Genomic DNA, 16,284 nt, shown 5'->3' with positions numbered 1-16,284 from the left:
CCCACGTTCCCCCTGGACGACGTTCTCTAGGTGTTGCGCCCGCCGTTGACACCGATGATCTGGCCGGTGATGTAACCGGCCTCCTCGCTGACCAGGTAGGCGCAGGCCGAGGCGATATCCTCGGGGCGGCCGATGCGACCGACCGGGGTGCGTTCGGTCTGGCTCTCGACGTCGAAGAAACCGCGTTCCACCGCCTGTTGCAACATGGGGGTGTCGATGAAACCCGGTGGGACGGTGTTCACGGTGATCCCGTGCCTGGCGAATTCCAGGGCGAGGGATTTGGTGAGGCCGACGACACCGGATTTGGCCGCGACATAGCTTGCCAGCCAAGCGGATCCGCTGTGCACGCTCGACGAGGAGATGGTGACGATACGTCCCCAGCGTTCCTCGATCATGTCGGGCAGCACGGCCTGGCAGCAGTCGAAGGTCCCGGTGAGATTCACCGCGAGCGACTTGTTCCACATCTCGGCGGTGACGTCGAGGAAATTGCTCTCCAGACTCAGTCCCGCGCTGGTGACCAGAATGGTCGGCCTGCCCAGCCGTGAGCGCACCTCGTCGATGCCCGCGTCGATCGCGGCCCGGTCGGTGACGTCGACGGCCAGGCCGACGGATTTGCCGCCCGCCCGCTCGAGTTCGGCGGCCATGGTGGCGGCCGCCTCACCGTCGAGATCGAAGACGGCCACCATATTTCCGTCGGCGGCCAGCCGCGAGGCGATGGCCGCGCCGATGCCGGACGCGCCTCCGGTGACGATCGCGGTACGCGAGCTCATCCGATCGCCTCCTCGCCGGCGAGGGTGGTCCGATGCATGCGGCGCGGTTCCGAACGGTCGAATTCGCAGGCGCGGTGCACCAGGCCCCTGTTGTCCCACATGACCATGTCGCCGACGGTCCAGGTGTGCCGGTACACCCGATCCGGGGCGGTCGCCCGCTGCTCGAGATCGAGCAGCAGCGCCTTGCCCTCGTCGAGGTCCATATCCACGACATGGGCCGCGGTCGCGCCGAAAACCAGTGAGCGTCGGCCGTTTTCATGGTTCCACACGAGCGGATGCTCGCGCACGGGCCAGCGAGCCCAGTCCGCCGCCTGTTTCGGCGTCGGATTCGGGTTCGCGCGGCTCTGCACTCCCGACATGCTGTGCGCGACCCGCAATTCGGCGAACCGCCGCTTCTCGGTTTCGGTCAGCGCGTCGTAGGCCGCGTAGGTGCTGGCGAATTCGGTCTCCCCGCCGACGGCGGCGATCACCCGCGCCGACATGATCGACGCCTTCGCCGGGATCTCGTCGAGCGACCCGTCCAGATGCCAATGATCGTTGGCGCCGAAGTATTTCGCGCTCGGGTTGGCGGGATCGAAACTGATCTCCATGACCTCGGGGTTGGCGTACTGCGGGAACTTCACCAGTTCGCCCAGCCGCCTGCCGAACGCCACCTGGGCGTCGTCGTCGGCGTTCAGTTCGCGGAACAGCAGCACGCCGTAGGTGTCGAGCGCGTCGAGACACCACGCGGGAATCTCGTCGTCGTTCAGCAGCCGGGCCACGTCGACGTCGAGCACTTCGATACCGACGTTGTCGCTCAGTTTCTCGAATGTGATGTCGGACATGCCTACCGTTCTCCTCCTGTCATGCCCGCCGTGTGCTCAGGCGGGAATATGCGGTGCCCGCGTATTGGTGAGCGGGCGGCGGTAGGACGGATCGTCGCCGCTGCGCGACGGGGCGCCGTTCTGGTGGATATCCGGAACGTCGGCGAAGGGCAACGGCATCGTCGGAACCAGGCCGGACCACTCGATCACGTTGGTGCGCAGCGCGATACGCCACTGTCCGTCGCGCTTCTCCAGGCGGTCGATGTAGCGTCCGCCCGCGATCCAGTTGCTCTCGTCGCGATTGCGTCCGACGAACAGGTAGTAGGTCTCGGCGTGTGCGGTGTCGCCGTCGAGGTCGACGGTGTGATTCAGCAGATTGTGGTGGGTGGCGACCTGGCCGGTCTCGTGCATGGCCGAGGCCCAGTCGTACAGATCGGTGGGTCCGCCGACGTAATCGCCCGCGGCGATGGTGGCGTCGGCGTGGAAGGCCGAGAGGAACAGTTCCCTGTCGAAACGGTCCATGCCGCGGCTGAATCGGGTCAGGGCATCGAGGATGTCCTGACGGTCGAGCAGTGATTCGAGGCGGGCCTGACGGTCCGTATCGGTAGAGGTCATGATCTTCTCCCTGGTGGATCTGTGAATCGGGATGCGGGCCCGGTCATACCGGCGACCAGATCGGTGCGCCGCGAGTCGCGCGCAGCGACGGGATCACCGACCCGTCGATATCGGTGACGTCGTATTCCCGTGCGAGTTCGGCGGTGATGAACGTGCCGCCGGATCGGGCGAGCACGTCGGGATCGCAGGCCATGGCCGCGATGACGCGGCCGGGGAATTCCGGTGTGCAACTGTCCTGCGGACGGGTGGCGGACTGTCCGCTCAATCCGGGCAGGGCGGCGAGATTGCGTTGCGCGCGCTCGGTGAGCGTCAGCCCCTGCCACAGCGAGATCGAGGTCACGCCATACGGTTTCAATTCCACGGCCATATCCCGCGACATGCGGTCGACCGCGGATTTCGCGGTGCCGAACACGACGCCGTAGGTGTAGGCCACGCCGGTGTACCCGGAGATCGCGACGATCAGGCCGCTACCGCGCGGTGTCATGAGACGGGCGGCGTGCCGGGCGGCGACGAAATTCGAGCGGACGCCGACGTCGACCATCTCCCAATCGGACAGCGGCTTCTCCCAGAACGGCTCGGGGTCCGTCAGATCTTCCGGGAGTGCGAACGCGTTGTTGACCAGGATGTCGAGGCTGCCCTGTTCGCGCTCGACGCGTTCGAACAGGGCGGCGACCTCGTCGTCGTTCGCGTGATCGACCTTGACGGCGATTCCCTTGCCGCCCCGGCGATCACATTCGCTCGCCGTCTCGGCCAGACTGCCCGGGAGTGGATGCGATCCCTCCGTGACGGTCCGGCCGGTGAGGTAGACAGTGGCGTGCTGTTCGGCCAGGGCCAGTGCGATACCTTTACCGATACCGCGACTGGCCCCGGTGACGACAGCCACCTTGCCGGACAATGTGGTCACGAGGAAGCCCGCGCACCGAAGAACGTCGCGCTGTGATCACCCGACGTCCGGCCGATATAGCGACGGCCGGTCAGTTCCGCGCCCAGGATGCCCTTCGACCAGTCCGCCGCGTCGCCGCCTTCGCGAACCCAGTCGTAGAGCATGGTGCGTTTGGCGATGCGCCACTGACCGTCGCGTCGTTCGAAACGGTCGAGATAGCGCCCGCCGAGGGAGATATCGCGCTCGCCTTCACCCATGTCGACGCGGTGGTACGCGTCGACGTAGGTTTCGGCCAGTCCGATATCGCCGTCCAGCTCGACCAGGGTCTGACCGAGCATGTGCTGGGTGAGGATCACCGCGGGCGATCCCGGCACCACCCAATTCAGATAGTCGTCGAACGATCCGGAGAAGATACCGAAATCGGTCGTCGCGTCCTTCCAGAAGGACGCGGTGATGGCCACCGCGTCCCTGCGGTCCTCGCCGCGAGCCAGACGCACGATCTGTTCGCGGATGCTCTGCTTGTCGAGCAGCGCCTGCACTTCTTCGGGCACGACACTCATCTCTGTCTCGAACTACGCCGAAGTATCCGGCGCGTACCCGAGGATGCCCTTGATCTCCAGGTAGTCGTCGAATCCGAATTCGCCCCACTCGCGGCCGTTTCCGCTCTTGCGGTAGCCGCCGAAGGGAGCACTGAAGTCGAAGGCGTCGTTGATCGTGACGTAACCGGCGCGGATACGACGTGCCACCGCGCGTGCCTGCTCCAGATCCGCGCCCGCGACATTGCCGGCGAGACCGTATTCGGAATCGTTGGCGATCTCGACGGCCTGGTCGACGCTGTCGTATCCGAGGATGGACAGCACCGGCCCGAAGACCTCTTCGCGCGCGATCGTCATATCGTTGGTGACGTTCGCGAAGACGGTCGGCTTGACGTAGTAGCCGGTGTCGAGGCCGTCCGGACGGCCGACGCCGCCGGTGACCAGGGTCGCGCCCTCGTCGATGCCCTTCTGGATCAGCGACTGGACCTTCTCGAACTGCGCGCCGGAGACGACCGGACCGATCACAGCGTCACCGGTCGGATCGCCGACCGTCACCTGCTCGGTCGCTTCCTTCGCCGCGGCGATGGCCTCGTCCATCCGAGCCGCCGGGACCAGCATGCGGGTGAGCGCGCTACAGGTCTGGCCGGAGTTCATCATGAGCGGGCCGATCGCGGCGCCGACATTGGCCGCCAGATTCGCGTCGTCGAGCACGATATTGGCGCTCTTGCCGCCCAGTTCCTGGGTGACGCGCTTGACGCTCGGGGCCGCGTTCTTGGCGACCTCGATGCCACCGCGGGTGGAACCGGTGAACGAGATCAGGTCGACATCGGGATGCGACGACAGCGGCACACCGACACTCGGCCCGTCACCGTGCACCAGGTTGAACACACCGGCGGGAACACCCGCGGCGTCCAGGATCTCGGCGAAGATCTGCGCGGAGAACGGCGACTGCTCCGAGGGCTTGAGCACCACGGTGCAGCCGACCGCGAGGGCCGGGAACACCTTCACGGCGATCAGGCTCAGCGGCCAGTTCCACGGGGTGATGAGCCCGCAGACGCCGATCGGCTCCTTGGCGATCAGCGTGGCCCCACGCTGTTCCTCGAAGGAGAAGTTCTCCAGGATGCCGATCGCGGTACCGAGATGTCCGGCAAGGAGATTGAGCTGGAAGCCGTTGGCGAGCGCGGCGGGAGCGCCCATCTCCTGGGTCAGCGCGGCGCCCAGGTCGTCGCGGCGCTTGCCGAACTCCTCGTCGATGGCGCGCAGCACCGCGAGCCGTTCGTCGACCGAGGTCGCCGACCAGGTCGGGAACGCCGCGCGGGCGGCGGCCACGGCACGGTCGACATCCTCGGCCGTGCCCTGCGCGACGCGACCGAAGACCTCTTCGGTGGCCGGATTGACCACGTCGAAGAATTCGGTGCCCGCGGGCTCGACCCACTTGCCGCCGATGTAGAACGTTGTCAGATCACTCATGACTACTGTGTCCCTTCCGCGTACCAGGTGCGGAACTCGTCGTAACTGGGCATTTCTTCCGAGTTCGCCTTGGGATCGACGGCGACGTGGATCAGGCCCGGCTTGCCGCTGGCGTAGGCCCGCTTGATGGCCGGTGCGATGTCCTCGTCGCGTTCGACGTATTCGCCGTAGCAGCCGAAGCCCTCGGCGACCTTGTCCAGTCGTGTCTCGGTGCTCCAGTGCACGCCGGTCTCGAGCGAACCCTGACCGAAGGTGCGCTTGTAGACGCCGACCTCGAGGCCCCACGCGTAGTCGACAGCGACCACGACGACCAGCGGAAGACCCAGCCGCACAGCGGTTTCCAGCTCCGCGATCTGGAACTGGATCGAGGAGTCACCGGTGACGAGCATGACCGGACGCTTGCGGCCCTCGGCGACCGATGCGCCGACGGCGTAGGGCAGACCGGTGCCGAGGTGACCGAAGTTCTGGTTCCAGATCACGTCGTGCGGCTTGGCCTGGGAATAGGTCCAGCCGAAGATCGTGGTGGCGCCGCCGTCACGGACCATGATGCCGTCGGCCGGGAACGCCTTGGTGGCCTCCACGATCAGACGCGCGGGGTGCACGGGGGTCATCCCGGACGGCGCGGTCTCGGCCAGTTCGGCCAGACGCGCGGCATCCTGCTCGATCCAGCCCGCCAGCTCCGGCGTCGCGGTGCGCGGGGTGTCCTTCAGCGCCTCGACCAGCTGCGGGACGACCGCACGCAGGTCGCCGACCAGCGGAACGTCGATCGGGCGGTTGACGCCGAACGCGTACGGATCCTGTTCGATCAGAATCCATTTGCGGTTCGCCTCGTTGGCGACCCAGTGCCGGCCGCGACCGTAGTGCACCGGCTCACCGAGTTCGGTGCCGATGGCAAGGCACAGATCCGACTGCACGACCGCCTCGACCGCCGAGGGCGAGAAGCCGTACGGGAAGGTGCGATCCTCGAGGCCCTCGATGTAGGAGGTGCCGCCGGAGGTCTGGATCACCGGGCAGGCCATCGCCTCGGCCAGCGCCCGGACCGACTCACCGGAGCGGGTGGTGTGCACACCGTGTCCGACCAGCAGCACCGGCTGCTTCGCGGCACGGATGAGTTCGACGGCCTCCGCGATCACGTCGGCGCCCGCGGTCTGTCCGACCAGGCGGTAGCGCGACGGCGCCACCGGCTCCGGCACATCCAGCTCTTCGAGGATGACGTGCGACGGGTACTCGATGTAGACCGGTCCCGGGGTACCGCCGAGCGCCTTGCGCAGGCCCTCGCGGATGATCTCGTCGGTCTGGTCCGCGTATTCGATGCTGGCGGAGTACTTCACCGACGGCTCGAACAGCGCGGCCTGCTTGACGAACTGGATCCGTCCGCGGCGTACCCGCTGCTCGGTGATCCTGGCGCGCTGACCGCCCAGGAAGATCACCGGCGAATTCTCGACCTTGGCGCACATCATCGCGCCGGCGAGGTTGGCCACACCCGGGCCGAGGGTGCCGATGCAGACCGCGGCCTTACCGGTCATCCTGGACACGGCCTCGGCCATGAACCCGGCGGATTCCTCGTGGTGGGGTGCGATGACATTCCAACCGCGTTCCTCGGCGAGATGGAACATGTGCACGAAGTTCGGATCGGGGATACCGAAAATCGTGTTGATGCCCTCCGCTTCGAATAGCTGGAGAATGCGTTCGTAAACTTTAACCGACATGCTGGCCTGCCTCCGTGGCTAGCGCGAAACTCTTCGTTAGGTGTTCTACGTGTCCTGTGGTCGCGGGGAAGACCCACGAATCCGCGGTGTCGCGGATCGCCTCGATCTGCTCGCCGACCTGCTCGATGGACCATGAGGGTTGATAGACCCCCGGGGTCTCGGCGATATACGCCCGCGCCACCCGGCCCCCGACGGCCACCAGCATTTCGCCTGTGACCGAACAGGTTTCGTGAGCGAGCCAACCGACGGTCGGCGCGATCAGCTCCGGACCCATCGGCGGGTAGGCCGAGGTGTCCAGTCCGTCGGCCAGCCGGGTCACCGCGGCGGGCACGATGATATTGCTGCGCACGCCGGATTCGGCGCCCTCGAGCGCGATCACATTGGACAGACCGATCATGGCCGACTTGGACACCGCGTAATTCGCGACGCCCTGATTGCCGTACAACCCGCCGATAGACGAGGTGAGCACGACGCGGCCGTAGCCGGCGTCGGCCATCAACGGAAACGCCGGGCGAACGACATGGAACGCCCCGCGCAGATGGACATCGAGTACCGCGTCGAAATCCTCGTAACTCAACTCGCGCAGCGAGCCGTAGCGGACATTGCCCGCGTTGTGCACGAGGATATCGATCCGGCCGAAATTCTCGATGGCCGTATCGATGATCGCACGCCCGCCTTCGGGGGTCGCCACCGACTCCGTGCACGCGACGGCGGTACCGCCCGCCGCTTCGATCTCCGCGACTACGGCGGCGGCTGCGTCGACTTCGACACTGTCGCCGCGCACGCTGCTACCGGGGTCGTTGACGATCACCTTGGCGCCACGTGACGCGAGCAGCAGGGCGTATTCACGCCCGAGCCCGCGTCCCGCGCCGGTGATCACGGCAACTCGATCGTCGAATCTGAGTTCCGGCACTGGATCTCCTCCTTCTACGATCGTCACTTGTCCAGGACGAGGCCCTGGTGGTCTCCCGCGTCGCGCCAGGCCTGGAACAGTTCCTCGAGTGCGTAGAAGCCGGGCCAGTACGGGTCACCGAGGTGCGACTTGATCTTCTGCTCGCCCTCGTTGTTGTAGTAGCCGGGGGTGCACTCGCGCTGGAAGGTCGTGTTGTCGACCGCCGACTCGCGGATGGTGGTGCACCATTCCTCGACGGCTTCCGCCGTGGGTTCGACCGTGGCCGCGCCGGTTTCGTAGGCCTTGGCCAGGATGTAGGCGATGTGGTTGGCCTGCTGGTCGAACATGTCGGTGGTGCTCGCGGTCACGCCGCCCTGGATGAACCCGGTGAAGAACACGTTCGGGAAACCGCGGGTGGTGAGCCCGTGCAGGGTCCGGTAGCCGTCGGCCCAGTGCTCGTAGAGCGAGAGTCCTTCGCGGCCGGTGAACGGCGCGATGCCGAGGCGTCGGTCCAGATCGGTGGTGATCTCGAAGCCGCTGGCGAAGATGATGACATCGACTTCGTGCTCGACGCCGTCGGCGACGATGCCCTTGGCCGTGATCCGCTCCACGCCCTTGGTCTTGGAGACATCGACCAGGGTGACGTTGTCGCGGTTGAAGGTCGGCAGGTAGTCGTCGTTGAAGACGGGCCGCTTGCACAGGAAGCGGTAGTAGGGCTTGAGCGCTTCGGCGGTCGCGGGATCCTTCACGATCTCGTCGACGCGGTTGCGGACCCGCTCCATCGCCTTGTAGTCCTCGGCTTCGCGCAGCTCCATGAACTTCTCGGGAGTCAGCGTCGCCCACTGGCCGGTGGCGCTGATATGCGCCTCCAGGTTGCGGCTCACCTCGGTCCAGCCGTCGCAGATCAGGTCTGCCTGGCCCGGGGCGAACGCCTCGAAGGCGGCGGTGTGGAAGTTGCGCTTGCGCTCACGGGTCCAGCCCGGCTGCACCGTGGCGGCCCATTCCGGATCGGTGGGCACATCGCCGCGCTCGTAGACGTAGGACGGTGTGCGCTGGAAGACGTACAGGTGCTCGGCGGACTTCGCCAGATGCGGGATCACCTGGATGCCACTGGCTCCGGTGCCGATCACGGCGACCTTCTTGTCGGCCAGCTTGTCCAGGCCGCCCTTCAAGCTGCCGCCGGTGTACTCGTAATCCCAGCGAGCGCTGTGGAAGGTGTGCCCTTCGAACTCCGAAATACCGGGAATGCCGGGCAGTTTCGGCTTGTTGAACGGACCCTGCGCCATGATGACGTAGTGGGCGCGGATGTTGTCGCCACGGTTGGTGCCGACATTCCAGAGCTTGGTCGCCTCATCCCATTCCAGGGAGGTCGTCAGCGTGGAGAAGATCGCGCGCTCGTAGAGGTTGTAGTGCTTGCCGATGCGCTGCGCGTGCTCGAACGCCTCGTCGCCGCGGGCGTACTTCTCCTTCGGCATGTAGCCGGTTTCCTCGAGCAACGGCAGGTAGGCGTAGCTGTCGGTGTCGCACTGGATGCCGGGGTAGCGGTTCCAGTACCACGCGCCGCCGAAATCGCCCGCCAGCTCGATGATCCGGAAGTCGGTGATGCCCGCCTCTTCGAGTCGGGCCGCGGCGATCAGGCCTGCCCACCCGCCGCCGAGGATCGCCACACCGATCTCGGCGTCGATCGGTTCGCGGGGAACGACCGTGGTGTACGGGTCGCCCTCGTAGAACTCGTTGAATCCCTCTTCGGTGACCAGGTACTGGCCCTGGCCCTCCGTGCGCAGACGCTTGTCGCGTTCGCCGAGGTACTTCGCCCGAAGTGCGTCGATATCGACCTCGGGGGTCTGCGTGGGTGCGCAGTCAGTCATGCGGGTTTCCTTGCTGGGTGTGGTGATTCAGACGAGGTCGCGTGGTTCGCCGGTACCCATGTACTGGGCCAGGCCGTGGTGGAGGTTGACCACGCTGCGTTCGCGATAGGGATTGGGTTTGGGACCGGAGAAGCCCCTGGACTTCATGCCCTGCTGGACCGCGGCCATATTGTCGAAGTCCTGGGGGAGCACGGTGCGCCACCCCGGGTCGCCGACGGGGGTGTATTCCCATTCGGTCTCGGGTTCTTGCCCTTCGGGGAAGAGTTCGAAAACCGCGGCCTCGAAGATGCACTTGTCCGGATCGGTGCCGAAGGGCCGGAACCGGTAGCAGAGCATGTTGTTGACCGCGTGCCCGATCTGGAAGTTCGGGAAGATCTGCCAGGCGGTGCCCGCCTTGGCGACGATGTCGGGTTCCACCTTCGGCCAGTCGACACCGCGGGCCTGGTCCTCGGCACGAGAGGTCTCGAGCCAGTAGCGCAACACCTCGGCACTCGGTGTGCCTTCGGGCAGTTCGTCGACGAGACGGTTGGCGACGTCGACGAGGGTGCGCGTGGTGTTGGTGTTGGCGTTCTCCCAGGTGAAGTTCTGCAGGGTCGCCGTGGAGATACGGGCGTCGTCACCGCCGCCGACGCGCAGCTTGGCCTGGTTCTCTTCCATGCCCTTCGGCGCGTCGTAGCCGATGTTGCTGTGCTTGCCCTGCTGGCGGGCCCACCCGAGGAAGCTACCGAAATTCGTGAATTCCGGGTGGGTGTAGGGGACGTGGTAGGTCTCCATGAACGCTTCGAAGGCGACTTTCCAGTTGCAGTCGAAGGTGAGCCATTTGCGCCAGCGGTAGCGCATCTTCTCGAGTTCGAAGTGTTCGAGCAGGCTCGCGGCCGGCTCGAGGTAGTCGCGCAGGGATCCGGCCTCGGGATCCATGTTGATCCAGACCCAGCCGCCCCAGGTGTCGACCTGCACGTGGTTGAGGCCGTCGTTGCGCTCGGTGAGTCCGCAGGTCCAGTCCTCGCGTTCGGCGACGAAGGTGTTGTTGCCTTCGAGGTCGTAGCGCCAGCCGTGGAAGCCGCAGATGAACTGGCGGGCTTGTCCGCGGGCGTCGTGTGCGCCGGGCGGGGTGTCGACCAGGCGGCGGCCGCGGTGGGCGCAGACGTTGTGGTAGGCCCGGATGGTGTCGGGGGCGGTGCGCACGACGATGATCGAGTCGTCGACGATCTCGTAGGTCAGGAAGTCGCCGACCTTGGGGATCTCTTCCACGCGCGCGACCTGCTGCCAGACCTTGGCCCAGAGCTTGTCGCCCTCGGCTTTGGCGTATTCCGGGGATATGTATGCCTCGACACCGATCGACATCGGAGTCGACAGGGGTTCCGTCGTGGTGGTCTCGGTGATGTTTTCAGCGGTTTCGGTCATGACATCCTCCTGGTGGAAACCGTGGTGTCAGTAGGTGGTCGCGGCGCGGTGGCTGGTCCGGCCGGTGTTCTCTCGCGATGGCCCGGCAGCGGGGAACAGGCTTGTCGCGTTTCCGTTCCCCGCCGTCGGTCATCGGTGGCTCACGCCTCCTCGCGCAGGACGAGCACGCTGCCCTCGGCGTCGGCTGAGATGTAGACGGTGCCGTCCGGTGCGGCGGCGATACCGGCGAACGGGCCCATCGGGCCCGAGAACGGCGGGGTGCCCTGGAGCGGCTTGGCGACGACACCGTCGGGGGTGCCCACCGGCAGGTTGGTGGCCAGGGTGGTGCGCACCTTGGTCTCGAGGTTGAAGCTGATCAGAGCCTTGAGGCCGACATCGACGATGAGCAGCTGCTTGCCGCGCACCAGGATGCCGTGCGGGGTCTCGAGGCCGTCGACGACGGTGTCGACACCGCCCGCGCCGACCGAAACGACGCGTCCGGCGCCGGATTCGGAGACCAGGATCGCGTTGTCCGGGCCGAGTGCGACGCCGATCGGGCGTTGCAGGCCGGATGCCAGCACCTCGGTCTGTCCGCCGCGCACCGACGCGATCTGTCCGGTGCCCGCGTCGACCGCGACGATGGAACCGTCCGAGGCCACCGCGATGCCGTACAGCTCGGCGAAGCCGTCGGCGATCAGCCCGGTCTCCGGCTCCTCGCCGTGCTTGTAGGTGACGATCTGCCCGGTGGAGGTGGCGCCGACGAACTCGTTGACGCCGGTCGCCACCACGCCGCGCACGTAGCCCGGGCTGTTCAGGCTGAACAGCGACGCGACCACCTGGAGTTTGCCGTCACGGAACTCGTGGAAGTAGGTGCCGTCGGCGACGTAGAGCGTGCCGTCCGGTCCGACCGTGAGGTCGAGCGGCCACAGCAGACCGCCCGGCAGCAGCGACTTGCTCTCGCCGCCGCCGAGTACCTCGGTGATGGAGCCGTTGAAGTTGGAGACGAAGAGCCTGCCGTCGACGAAGGTGCAGTTGTCCAGGCCGGGGTCGAGCTGGGCCAGCACCTCGCGGTCGCCGGTGCGTGGATCGATGCGCAGCACCTGCCCGGTGCCCGCCTGGGTGGAGACGATGAACCCGGCGGCGTCGAACTTCACCGAGTCCGGCCCGGCCAGATCGCCGACGACCCGCTCCGGCGTCCCGCCGTTCGGGTCGATGCGCCAGATGTCGTTGGTGCCCATCACGGGGTAGTAGAGCAGCCCGTCCGGGCCGACCTCCATGGCGTTGGGCATCGGCAGGTTGTCCTGGAGCACGATCGGCGCGCTGCCGTCGAGCGGCACCTCCATGAGCCTGCCGCCGATGCGGCACTCGTTGACGAAGAGCCTGCCGTTGTACACGGTGATGCCGTTGGCGCCGGGCAGATCGTCGCGCAGCACTCGGCTGGTGCCGTCGGGGCTGCGCACGCTCACCCGCGCGTCCATGTACTCGGTGGCGATGAGGTTGCCCGCGGGGTCGAAGGCCATGTCGTCGGGGGCGATGATGTCGCCGCCCTTGGCGCTGATGGTCTCGAGATCGCCGGTGGTGATGTCGAGGGCGCTGATCGTGCTGCCCACCACCTGGGCGACGTAGATGCGGTTATCAGGTCCGGTGCGCAGGCCGTTCGCGCCGAAGAGGCGGCTGGGCGGTGTGAGCCGTTCGATGCTCACACCCTCCGCGGTGGTGATGGACGTGGTGCTGCTGTAACGCGCCCCTCGAGTCAAGGTGGGGCCCTCCGATGCGGTGAGAAGTCCGATATTCGCGTTGCGGCACTGCCCGGACCCGGCGGCGCCGTGGGGCGGGATTCCGATGGGGGCAAGTGCAGGACCGCGTGTCGTGGGTCACGCTACTTCAATCCTCACAAGGATAGCAATACTTGAACAATTGCTTACCGGTGGGTAATTTGCCGCGGGCTGTCGATGACGCCTCGAAGCGGCGTGAAGCGGTCGTGCCGCCGAGCGGAGGCGGGGCGTCGCCCGTCTCGCTGCTGTATTGAAATATGTTGTGCTGCAACCGGATAGCCGCAGACAACGACCTCTCGGCGTCGACCGGTCGCGTCGGTCCGGTCGGAATGTGCCGTCCGGTGCCCAGGTCTACCCGAGCATACGCCCGAAACACGATTGGAAACGCTGATTTCACTGGGATGAGAACACGATTATCCTAGGCCGTTCGCGGACGCCCAGCAAGGAAAACGCGACTTCAGCGGGGGTGCGGTGGAATTCGTGACGCGGTGCGTCAGATCCGGGAACGCAGCCCGGAGTGCACGGCCAGACGCGCGCCCGCCGACGCGGCGTTGACCACGCCGTCGTCGAAGCGTTCGAGCACGAGCGCCTGGGTCGCGGCCAGGTGGGTGCGATACAGGCGCTCGGCCTCGGCCGCCCGGCCCGCCGCGATCTCGGTGACGATGCGCTGGTGGGTGCGCACGACCGCGGCGGCCTCGTCCTCGGAGGGGTATTCGCCGCGCCTGGTGAGCGCCTCCGCCCAGGCCTCCTCCTGCGCCGACCACAGCGTGACCAGGGTGCTGACCACGTATCGGACGGTAAGATTGGGGGTGTTCTGGACGATGAGGTCGTGGAATTCGCGCGCGGTGTGGGTGAAGGCCATGCCGTCGGCCACGAGTTCGGCGGATTTCTCGACGTTCTCGGCGAGCACGGGCACGACGGTGTCGGCGCGATCGGGGCGCTCGGCGCATTCGGCCGCGCACAGCGGCTCCAGCATGCGCAGTCCCGCGGCGAGGTCGCCGAGCGTGACGCGAGCGCCCTGCAGGGCCAGACCGAGGTGATACGCTGCGGAAGTCGCGTCGGGACGGTGTACTTCGGCGCCACCGACATTGCCGCGCCTGACCGTTACCAGGCCTTCTGTCTCCAGGATGCGCAATGCTTCGCGGATCGAGGGATAGCTGACACCGAAATCCTGTACCAACTGGTCCTGGGTGGGAAGTCGGTAGTTCTCGTCACCCGCGAGGATGCGCGTGCGTAGCTCGGCGGCGACGGTTTCGGCGATGCGGCGCTGCGGCACCCGGCCGCGTTTGGCCGTGGTCATGCGGACCGTCGCGAGTTCGTCCGACTCGTTCGAACGCAGGTGGCCGTATCCGTCATGGCGGCAGTCTAGTCATCAACCGGCTGACCATTCAAATATTGCTATCCTTATGAGGATTGAAGTAGTCTGCGCCACATGGACTTCACGATGGGTGGGTCCGCCGCAGAACTCCGGGGAGAACTGCGGCGGCTGATTGCCGAGGAGGTCCCCGCCGATTTTCTCGGCGCGTTCACCGACAATCCCTCGGATCTGGCAGTGGCCCAGCGATTCTGCCGGGTACTGGCCGAACACGGACTGCTCTGCGCGGCCTGGCCGGAGGATTTCGGCGGTGGTGGCGCCTCGGTGTGGGAACAGACCGTCGTCCGCGAGGAGATGTGGGCACACCACGAACCGCGCGGCGCACAGTACATGGGTGTCAACTGGGTCGGCCCGACACTCATGCGGCACGGTACCGCCGACCAGCAACGCAAACATCTGCCGCCGATCGCGCGCGGCGAGGTGATCTGGTGCCAGGGCTTCAGCGAGCCGGACTCCGGCTCGGACCTCGCCTCGTTGCGCACCGCGGCCCGCCGCGACGGCGACGGTTGGCGGATCTCCGGGCAGAAGATCTGGACCTCCTACGCCTCCATGGCGCAGTGGTGCTTCCTGCTGGCCCGCACCTCGACCGGCGCGCGCAAACAGCAGGGCCTGACCGTCTTCCTCATCCCGATGTCGGATCCCGGCATCGAGGTACGGCCGATCAAGTCCATGCTCGGACCGCACCACCTCAACGAGGTCTTCTTCGACGGCGTCCGCGCCACCGAGGCCGATGTCCTCGGCACGGTGGACGAAGGCTGGTCGGTGGTGCAGGAGGTGCTCGCCTTCGAACGCGTCGGCATCGCCCGATACGCCCGCTGTGACCGCCTGCTCTCCGCGGCCCCCGATGTGCTCGGCGAACGCTGGGACACGCTGCCCGCGGAATTGCGCGTGCGCTGGGCCAAGACGCTGGTCCGGGCCAGGCGCGCCAGGTTGCTCGCCTACCAGGTGGTCTCCATGCAGGCCACCGGCCGGGTCGCGCCCGGCGACGCCGCCGCCTACCGGATCGCGGTGACCAAACTCGATCAGGAGAGCGCGAGTGTGCTCACCGAACTCGCCGCGTTCGTCCCGAGCGAGGGTGAATCACAGCGGCTGTTCCGCCGCGCGGTGGACGATCACTGGCGCTACGCGAACGCGGCGACCGTCGCGTCGGGAAGTATCGAGATGCAGAAGATCCTGCTCGCCCGCTCACTGCTGAGCGCGCCCCGCCGGGCCGGGGAGGCCGCATGACCACCGCGCCCTTCCCCTCCGACGGTCATGCCATGACCATCGAATTGTCCGACGAGGCACAGGAATTCGGTAAGCAGGCGTTGCGCGCGCTGCGCGCCGCGGGTGGCGACGAACTGGTGCAGGCCGCCGAGTCGGAACCCGCGCGCAGGCACGAACTCGTCGCCCCGGTGCTCGACGCGCTCGGCGCGTGGGATCTGGAGCCGCGCCGCGATCCGGAGGAATTGGAAGCGGCGGCGGCGCTGTGCCGCAGCGCGGGCTACTGGGCGACGCCGTACCCCGTCGCCGAGCGGCTGGCCCGCCCGGTCGACATGGATGTCGACGGCCTCGTCGTGGTCGCCGGAGACGAACCCACCGCGGCGTTGGCCGGGGTGGATCTGCGCTGGGCCGCGGTGACCCTCGAGGGCGCGCGCGGCGAGATCACCGTGCTGCCGTCGACCGAATCGGCGCGCTACTCCGCGTTCACGACCGGTGTGCGGGTGCGCCCGGTCGACACCGAAGGCGCCGCCGATGTGGCGCTGGCACTGGTCCTGCCCTGCTGGACGCTGCTCGGCATGCTCGATCGCGCGGTCGAATCGGCCCGCGAACACGTGCTGGTGCGCGAACAGTTCGGCAAACCGCTGGCCGAATTCCAGTCCGTGCAATTCCAGCTGACCGATGCCGAAGTGGACCGCCGCGGGGTCGACATGCTCGCCAGGTACGCGCTGTGGAGCATCCAGGCCGGTCGCGAGGACGCGCTCATCGACGCGCTCTCGCTGCGGTCGGCGATACTCGACGCGGCCGACACCATCTTCCGCGCCGCGCACCAACTGCACGGCGCCACCGGCTTCTGCGACGAGACGCCGCTGTCGTGGCTCTCGCGCTACAGCCTGCCGCTGCGACGGCTGCCCTTCGCCTCCATCGGCACCGACGAGGCACTGGCCGCCCACATGGGCCGCTGCGGGCCCGCGGGACTTTTCACCGAGATCGGGGGAGTGTGAG

14 protein-coding genes are annotated in these 16,284 nt (G+C 67.0%); 2 read left to right on the top strand and 12 right to left on the bottom strand.

Annotation, left to right across the window (positions count from 1 at the left end; all coding sequences use genetic code 11):
* Window positions 1-26: 26 nt before the first annotated feature.
* The 12 genes from DAT37_RS41485 to DAT37_RS41430 all read right to left on the bottom strand — a co-directional run bounded on the left by DAT37_RS41485 (window position 27) and on the right by DAT37_RS41430 (window position 14,004).
* The gene (locus tag DAT37_RS41485) at window positions 27-770 is read right to left on the bottom strand and encodes an SDR family NAD(P)-dependent oxidoreductase (RefSeq protein WP_109530448.1); all 744 of its coding nucleotides are present in this window, start codon (window positions 768-770) and stop codon (window positions 27-29) included.
* Entirely contained in the window at window positions 767-1,594 is an 828-nt protein-coding gene (locus tag DAT37_RS41480) for a TauD/TfdA dioxygenase family protein (protein WP_109530447.1), read from the bottom strand. The genes DAT37_RS41485 and DAT37_RS41480 overlap by 4 nt, the downstream gene beginning before the upstream one ends.
* Window positions 1,595-1,630: 36 nt before the next feature.
* On the bottom strand, window positions 1,631-2,188 hold the full coding sequence (locus DAT37_RS41475; protein WP_109530446.1) for a nuclear transport factor 2 family protein: 558 nt from the start codon (window positions 2,186-2,188) through the stop codon (window positions 1,631-1,633).
* A 43-nt stretch (window positions 2,189-2,231) separates the two neighbouring features.
* On the bottom strand, window positions 2,232-3,092 hold the full coding sequence (locus DAT37_RS41470) for an SDR family NAD(P)-dependent oxidoreductase (protein ID WP_109530445.1): 861 nt from the start codon (window positions 3,090-3,092) through the stop codon (window positions 2,232-2,234).
* The gene (locus DAT37_RS41465) at window positions 3,089-3,631 is read right to left on the bottom strand and encodes a nuclear transport factor 2 family protein (RefSeq protein WP_109530444.1); all 543 of its coding nucleotides are present in this window, start codon (window positions 3,629-3,631) and stop codon (window positions 3,089-3,091) included. The genes DAT37_RS41470 and DAT37_RS41465 overlap by 4 nt, the downstream gene beginning before the upstream one ends.
* Before the next feature lie 12 nt (window positions 3,632-3,643).
* Entirely contained in the window at window positions 3,644-5,077 is a 1,434-nt protein-coding gene (locus tag DAT37_RS41460) for an aldehyde dehydrogenase family protein (protein WP_109530443.1), read from the bottom strand.
* Between the two features lie 2 nt (window positions 5,078-5,079).
* The gene (locus DAT37_RS41455) at window positions 5,080-6,786 is read right to left on the bottom strand and encodes a thiamine pyrophosphate-binding protein (RefSeq protein WP_109530442.1); all 1,707 of its coding nucleotides are present in this window, start codon (window positions 6,784-6,786) and stop codon (window positions 5,080-5,082) included.
* On the bottom strand, window positions 6,776-7,699 hold the full coding sequence (locus DAT37_RS41450) for an SDR family NAD(P)-dependent oxidoreductase (RefSeq protein ID WP_109530441.1): 924 nt from the start codon (window positions 7,697-7,699) through the stop codon (window positions 6,776-6,778). Before DAT37_RS41450 ends, DAT37_RS41455 begins: the two co-directional genes overlap by 11 nt.
* 23 nt (window positions 7,700-7,722) lie before the next feature.
* A complete protein-coding gene (locus DAT37_RS41445) occupies window positions 7,723-9,546 on the bottom strand; it encodes a flavin-containing monooxygenase (RefSeq protein ID WP_109530440.1) in 1,824 nt (607 codons plus the stop codon).
* Window positions 9,547-9,573: 27 nt separating this feature from the next.
* Window positions 9,574-10,950, bottom strand: a complete 1,377-nt coding sequence (locus DAT37_RS41440; protein ID WP_109530439.1) for an aromatic ring-hydroxylating oxygenase subunit alpha — start codon at window positions 10,948-10,950, stop codon at window positions 9,574-9,576.
* A gap of 140 nt (window positions 10,951-11,090) precedes the next feature.
* The gene (locus tag DAT37_RS41435) at window positions 11,091-12,626 is read right to left on the bottom strand and encodes an SMP-30/gluconolactonase/LRE family protein (protein WP_109530619.1); all 1,536 of its coding nucleotides are present in this window, start codon (window positions 12,624-12,626) and stop codon (window positions 11,091-11,093) included.
* A 571-nt stretch (window positions 12,627-13,197) separates the two neighbouring features.
* Window positions 13,198-14,004 carry a FadR/GntR family transcriptional regulator gene (locus DAT37_RS41430; RefSeq protein ID WP_109530438.1) on the bottom strand — a complete coding sequence of 269 codons (807 nt, stop codon included), beginning with the start codon at window positions 14,002-14,004 and terminating at the stop codon, window positions 13,198-13,200.
* A 132-nt stretch (window positions 14,005-14,136) separates the two neighbouring features.
* Between DAT37_RS41430 and DAT37_RS41425 the strand changes: the two genes are divergently transcribed.
* Together DAT37_RS41425 and DAT37_RS41420 are read left to right on the top strand one after the other, a co-directional pair.
* Window positions 14,137-15,306, top strand: coding sequence for an acyl-CoA dehydrogenase family protein (locus DAT37_RS41425; RefSeq protein WP_109530437.1), 1,170 nt, complete (start codon window positions 14,137-14,139; stop codon window positions 15,304-15,306).
* A gap of 32 nt (window positions 15,307-15,338) precedes the next feature.
* The gene (locus DAT37_RS41420) at window positions 15,339-16,283 is read left to right on the top strand and encodes an acyl-CoA dehydrogenase family protein (RefSeq protein ID WP_109530436.1); all 945 of its coding nucleotides are present in this window, start codon (window positions 15,339-15,341) and stop codon (window positions 16,281-16,283) included.
* Window position 16,284 lies beyond the last annotated feature (1 nt).

Source organism: Nocardia aurea (assembly GCF_003123685.1).
GTDB lineage: Bacteria > Actinomycetota > Actinomycetes > Mycobacteriales > Mycobacteriaceae > Nocardia > Nocardia aurea.
Note: the sequence above shows the minus strand (reverse complement) of the source record. Positions and strands in the feature narration are given on the sequence as shown.

Excerpts from the sequence above, each read along its gene's own strand:
- DAT37_RS41485 (WP_109530448.1), bottom strand. The coding sequence starts at position 770 with ATGAGCTCGCGTACCGCGATCGTCACCGGAGGCGCGTCCGGCATCGGC.
- DAT37_RS41480 (WP_109530447.1), bottom strand. The coding sequence starts at position 1,594 with ATGTCCGACATCACATTCGAGAAACTGAGCGACAACGTCGGTATCGAA.
- DAT37_RS41475 (WP_109530446.1), bottom strand. The coding sequence starts at position 2,188 with ATGACCTCTACCGATACGGACCGTCAGGCCCGCCTCGAATCACTGCTC.
- DAT37_RS41465 (WP_109530444.1), bottom strand. The coding sequence starts at position 3,631 with ATGAGTGTCGTGCCCGAAGAAGTGCAGGCGCTGCTCGACAAGCAGAGC.
- DAT37_RS41460 (WP_109530443.1), bottom strand. The coding sequence starts at position 5,077 with ATGAGTGATCTGACAACGTTCTACATCGGCGGCAAGTGGGTCGAGCCC.
- DAT37_RS41455 (WP_109530442.1), bottom strand. The coding sequence starts at position 6,786 with ATGTCGGTTAAAGTTTACGAACGCATTCTCCAGCTATTCGAAGCGGAG.
- DAT37_RS41445 (WP_109530440.1), bottom strand. The coding sequence starts at position 9,546 with ATGACTGACTGCGCACCCACGCAGACCCCCGAGGTCGATATCGACGCA.
- DAT37_RS41440 (WP_109530439.1), bottom strand. The coding sequence starts at position 10,950 with ATGACCGAAACCGCTGAAAACATCACCGAGACCACCACGACGGAACCC.
- DAT37_RS41430 (WP_109530438.1), bottom strand. The coding sequence starts at position 14,004 with ATGACCACGGCCAAACGCGGCCGGGTGCCGCAGCGCCGCATCGCCGAA.
- DAT37_RS41425 (WP_109530437.1), top strand. The coding sequence starts at position 14,137 with ATGGACTTCACGATGGGTGGGTCCGCCGCAGAACTCCGGGGAGAACTG.
- DAT37_RS41420 (WP_109530436.1), top strand. The coding sequence starts at position 15,339 with ATGACCATCGAATTGTCCGACGAGGCACAGGAATTCGGTAAGCAGGCG.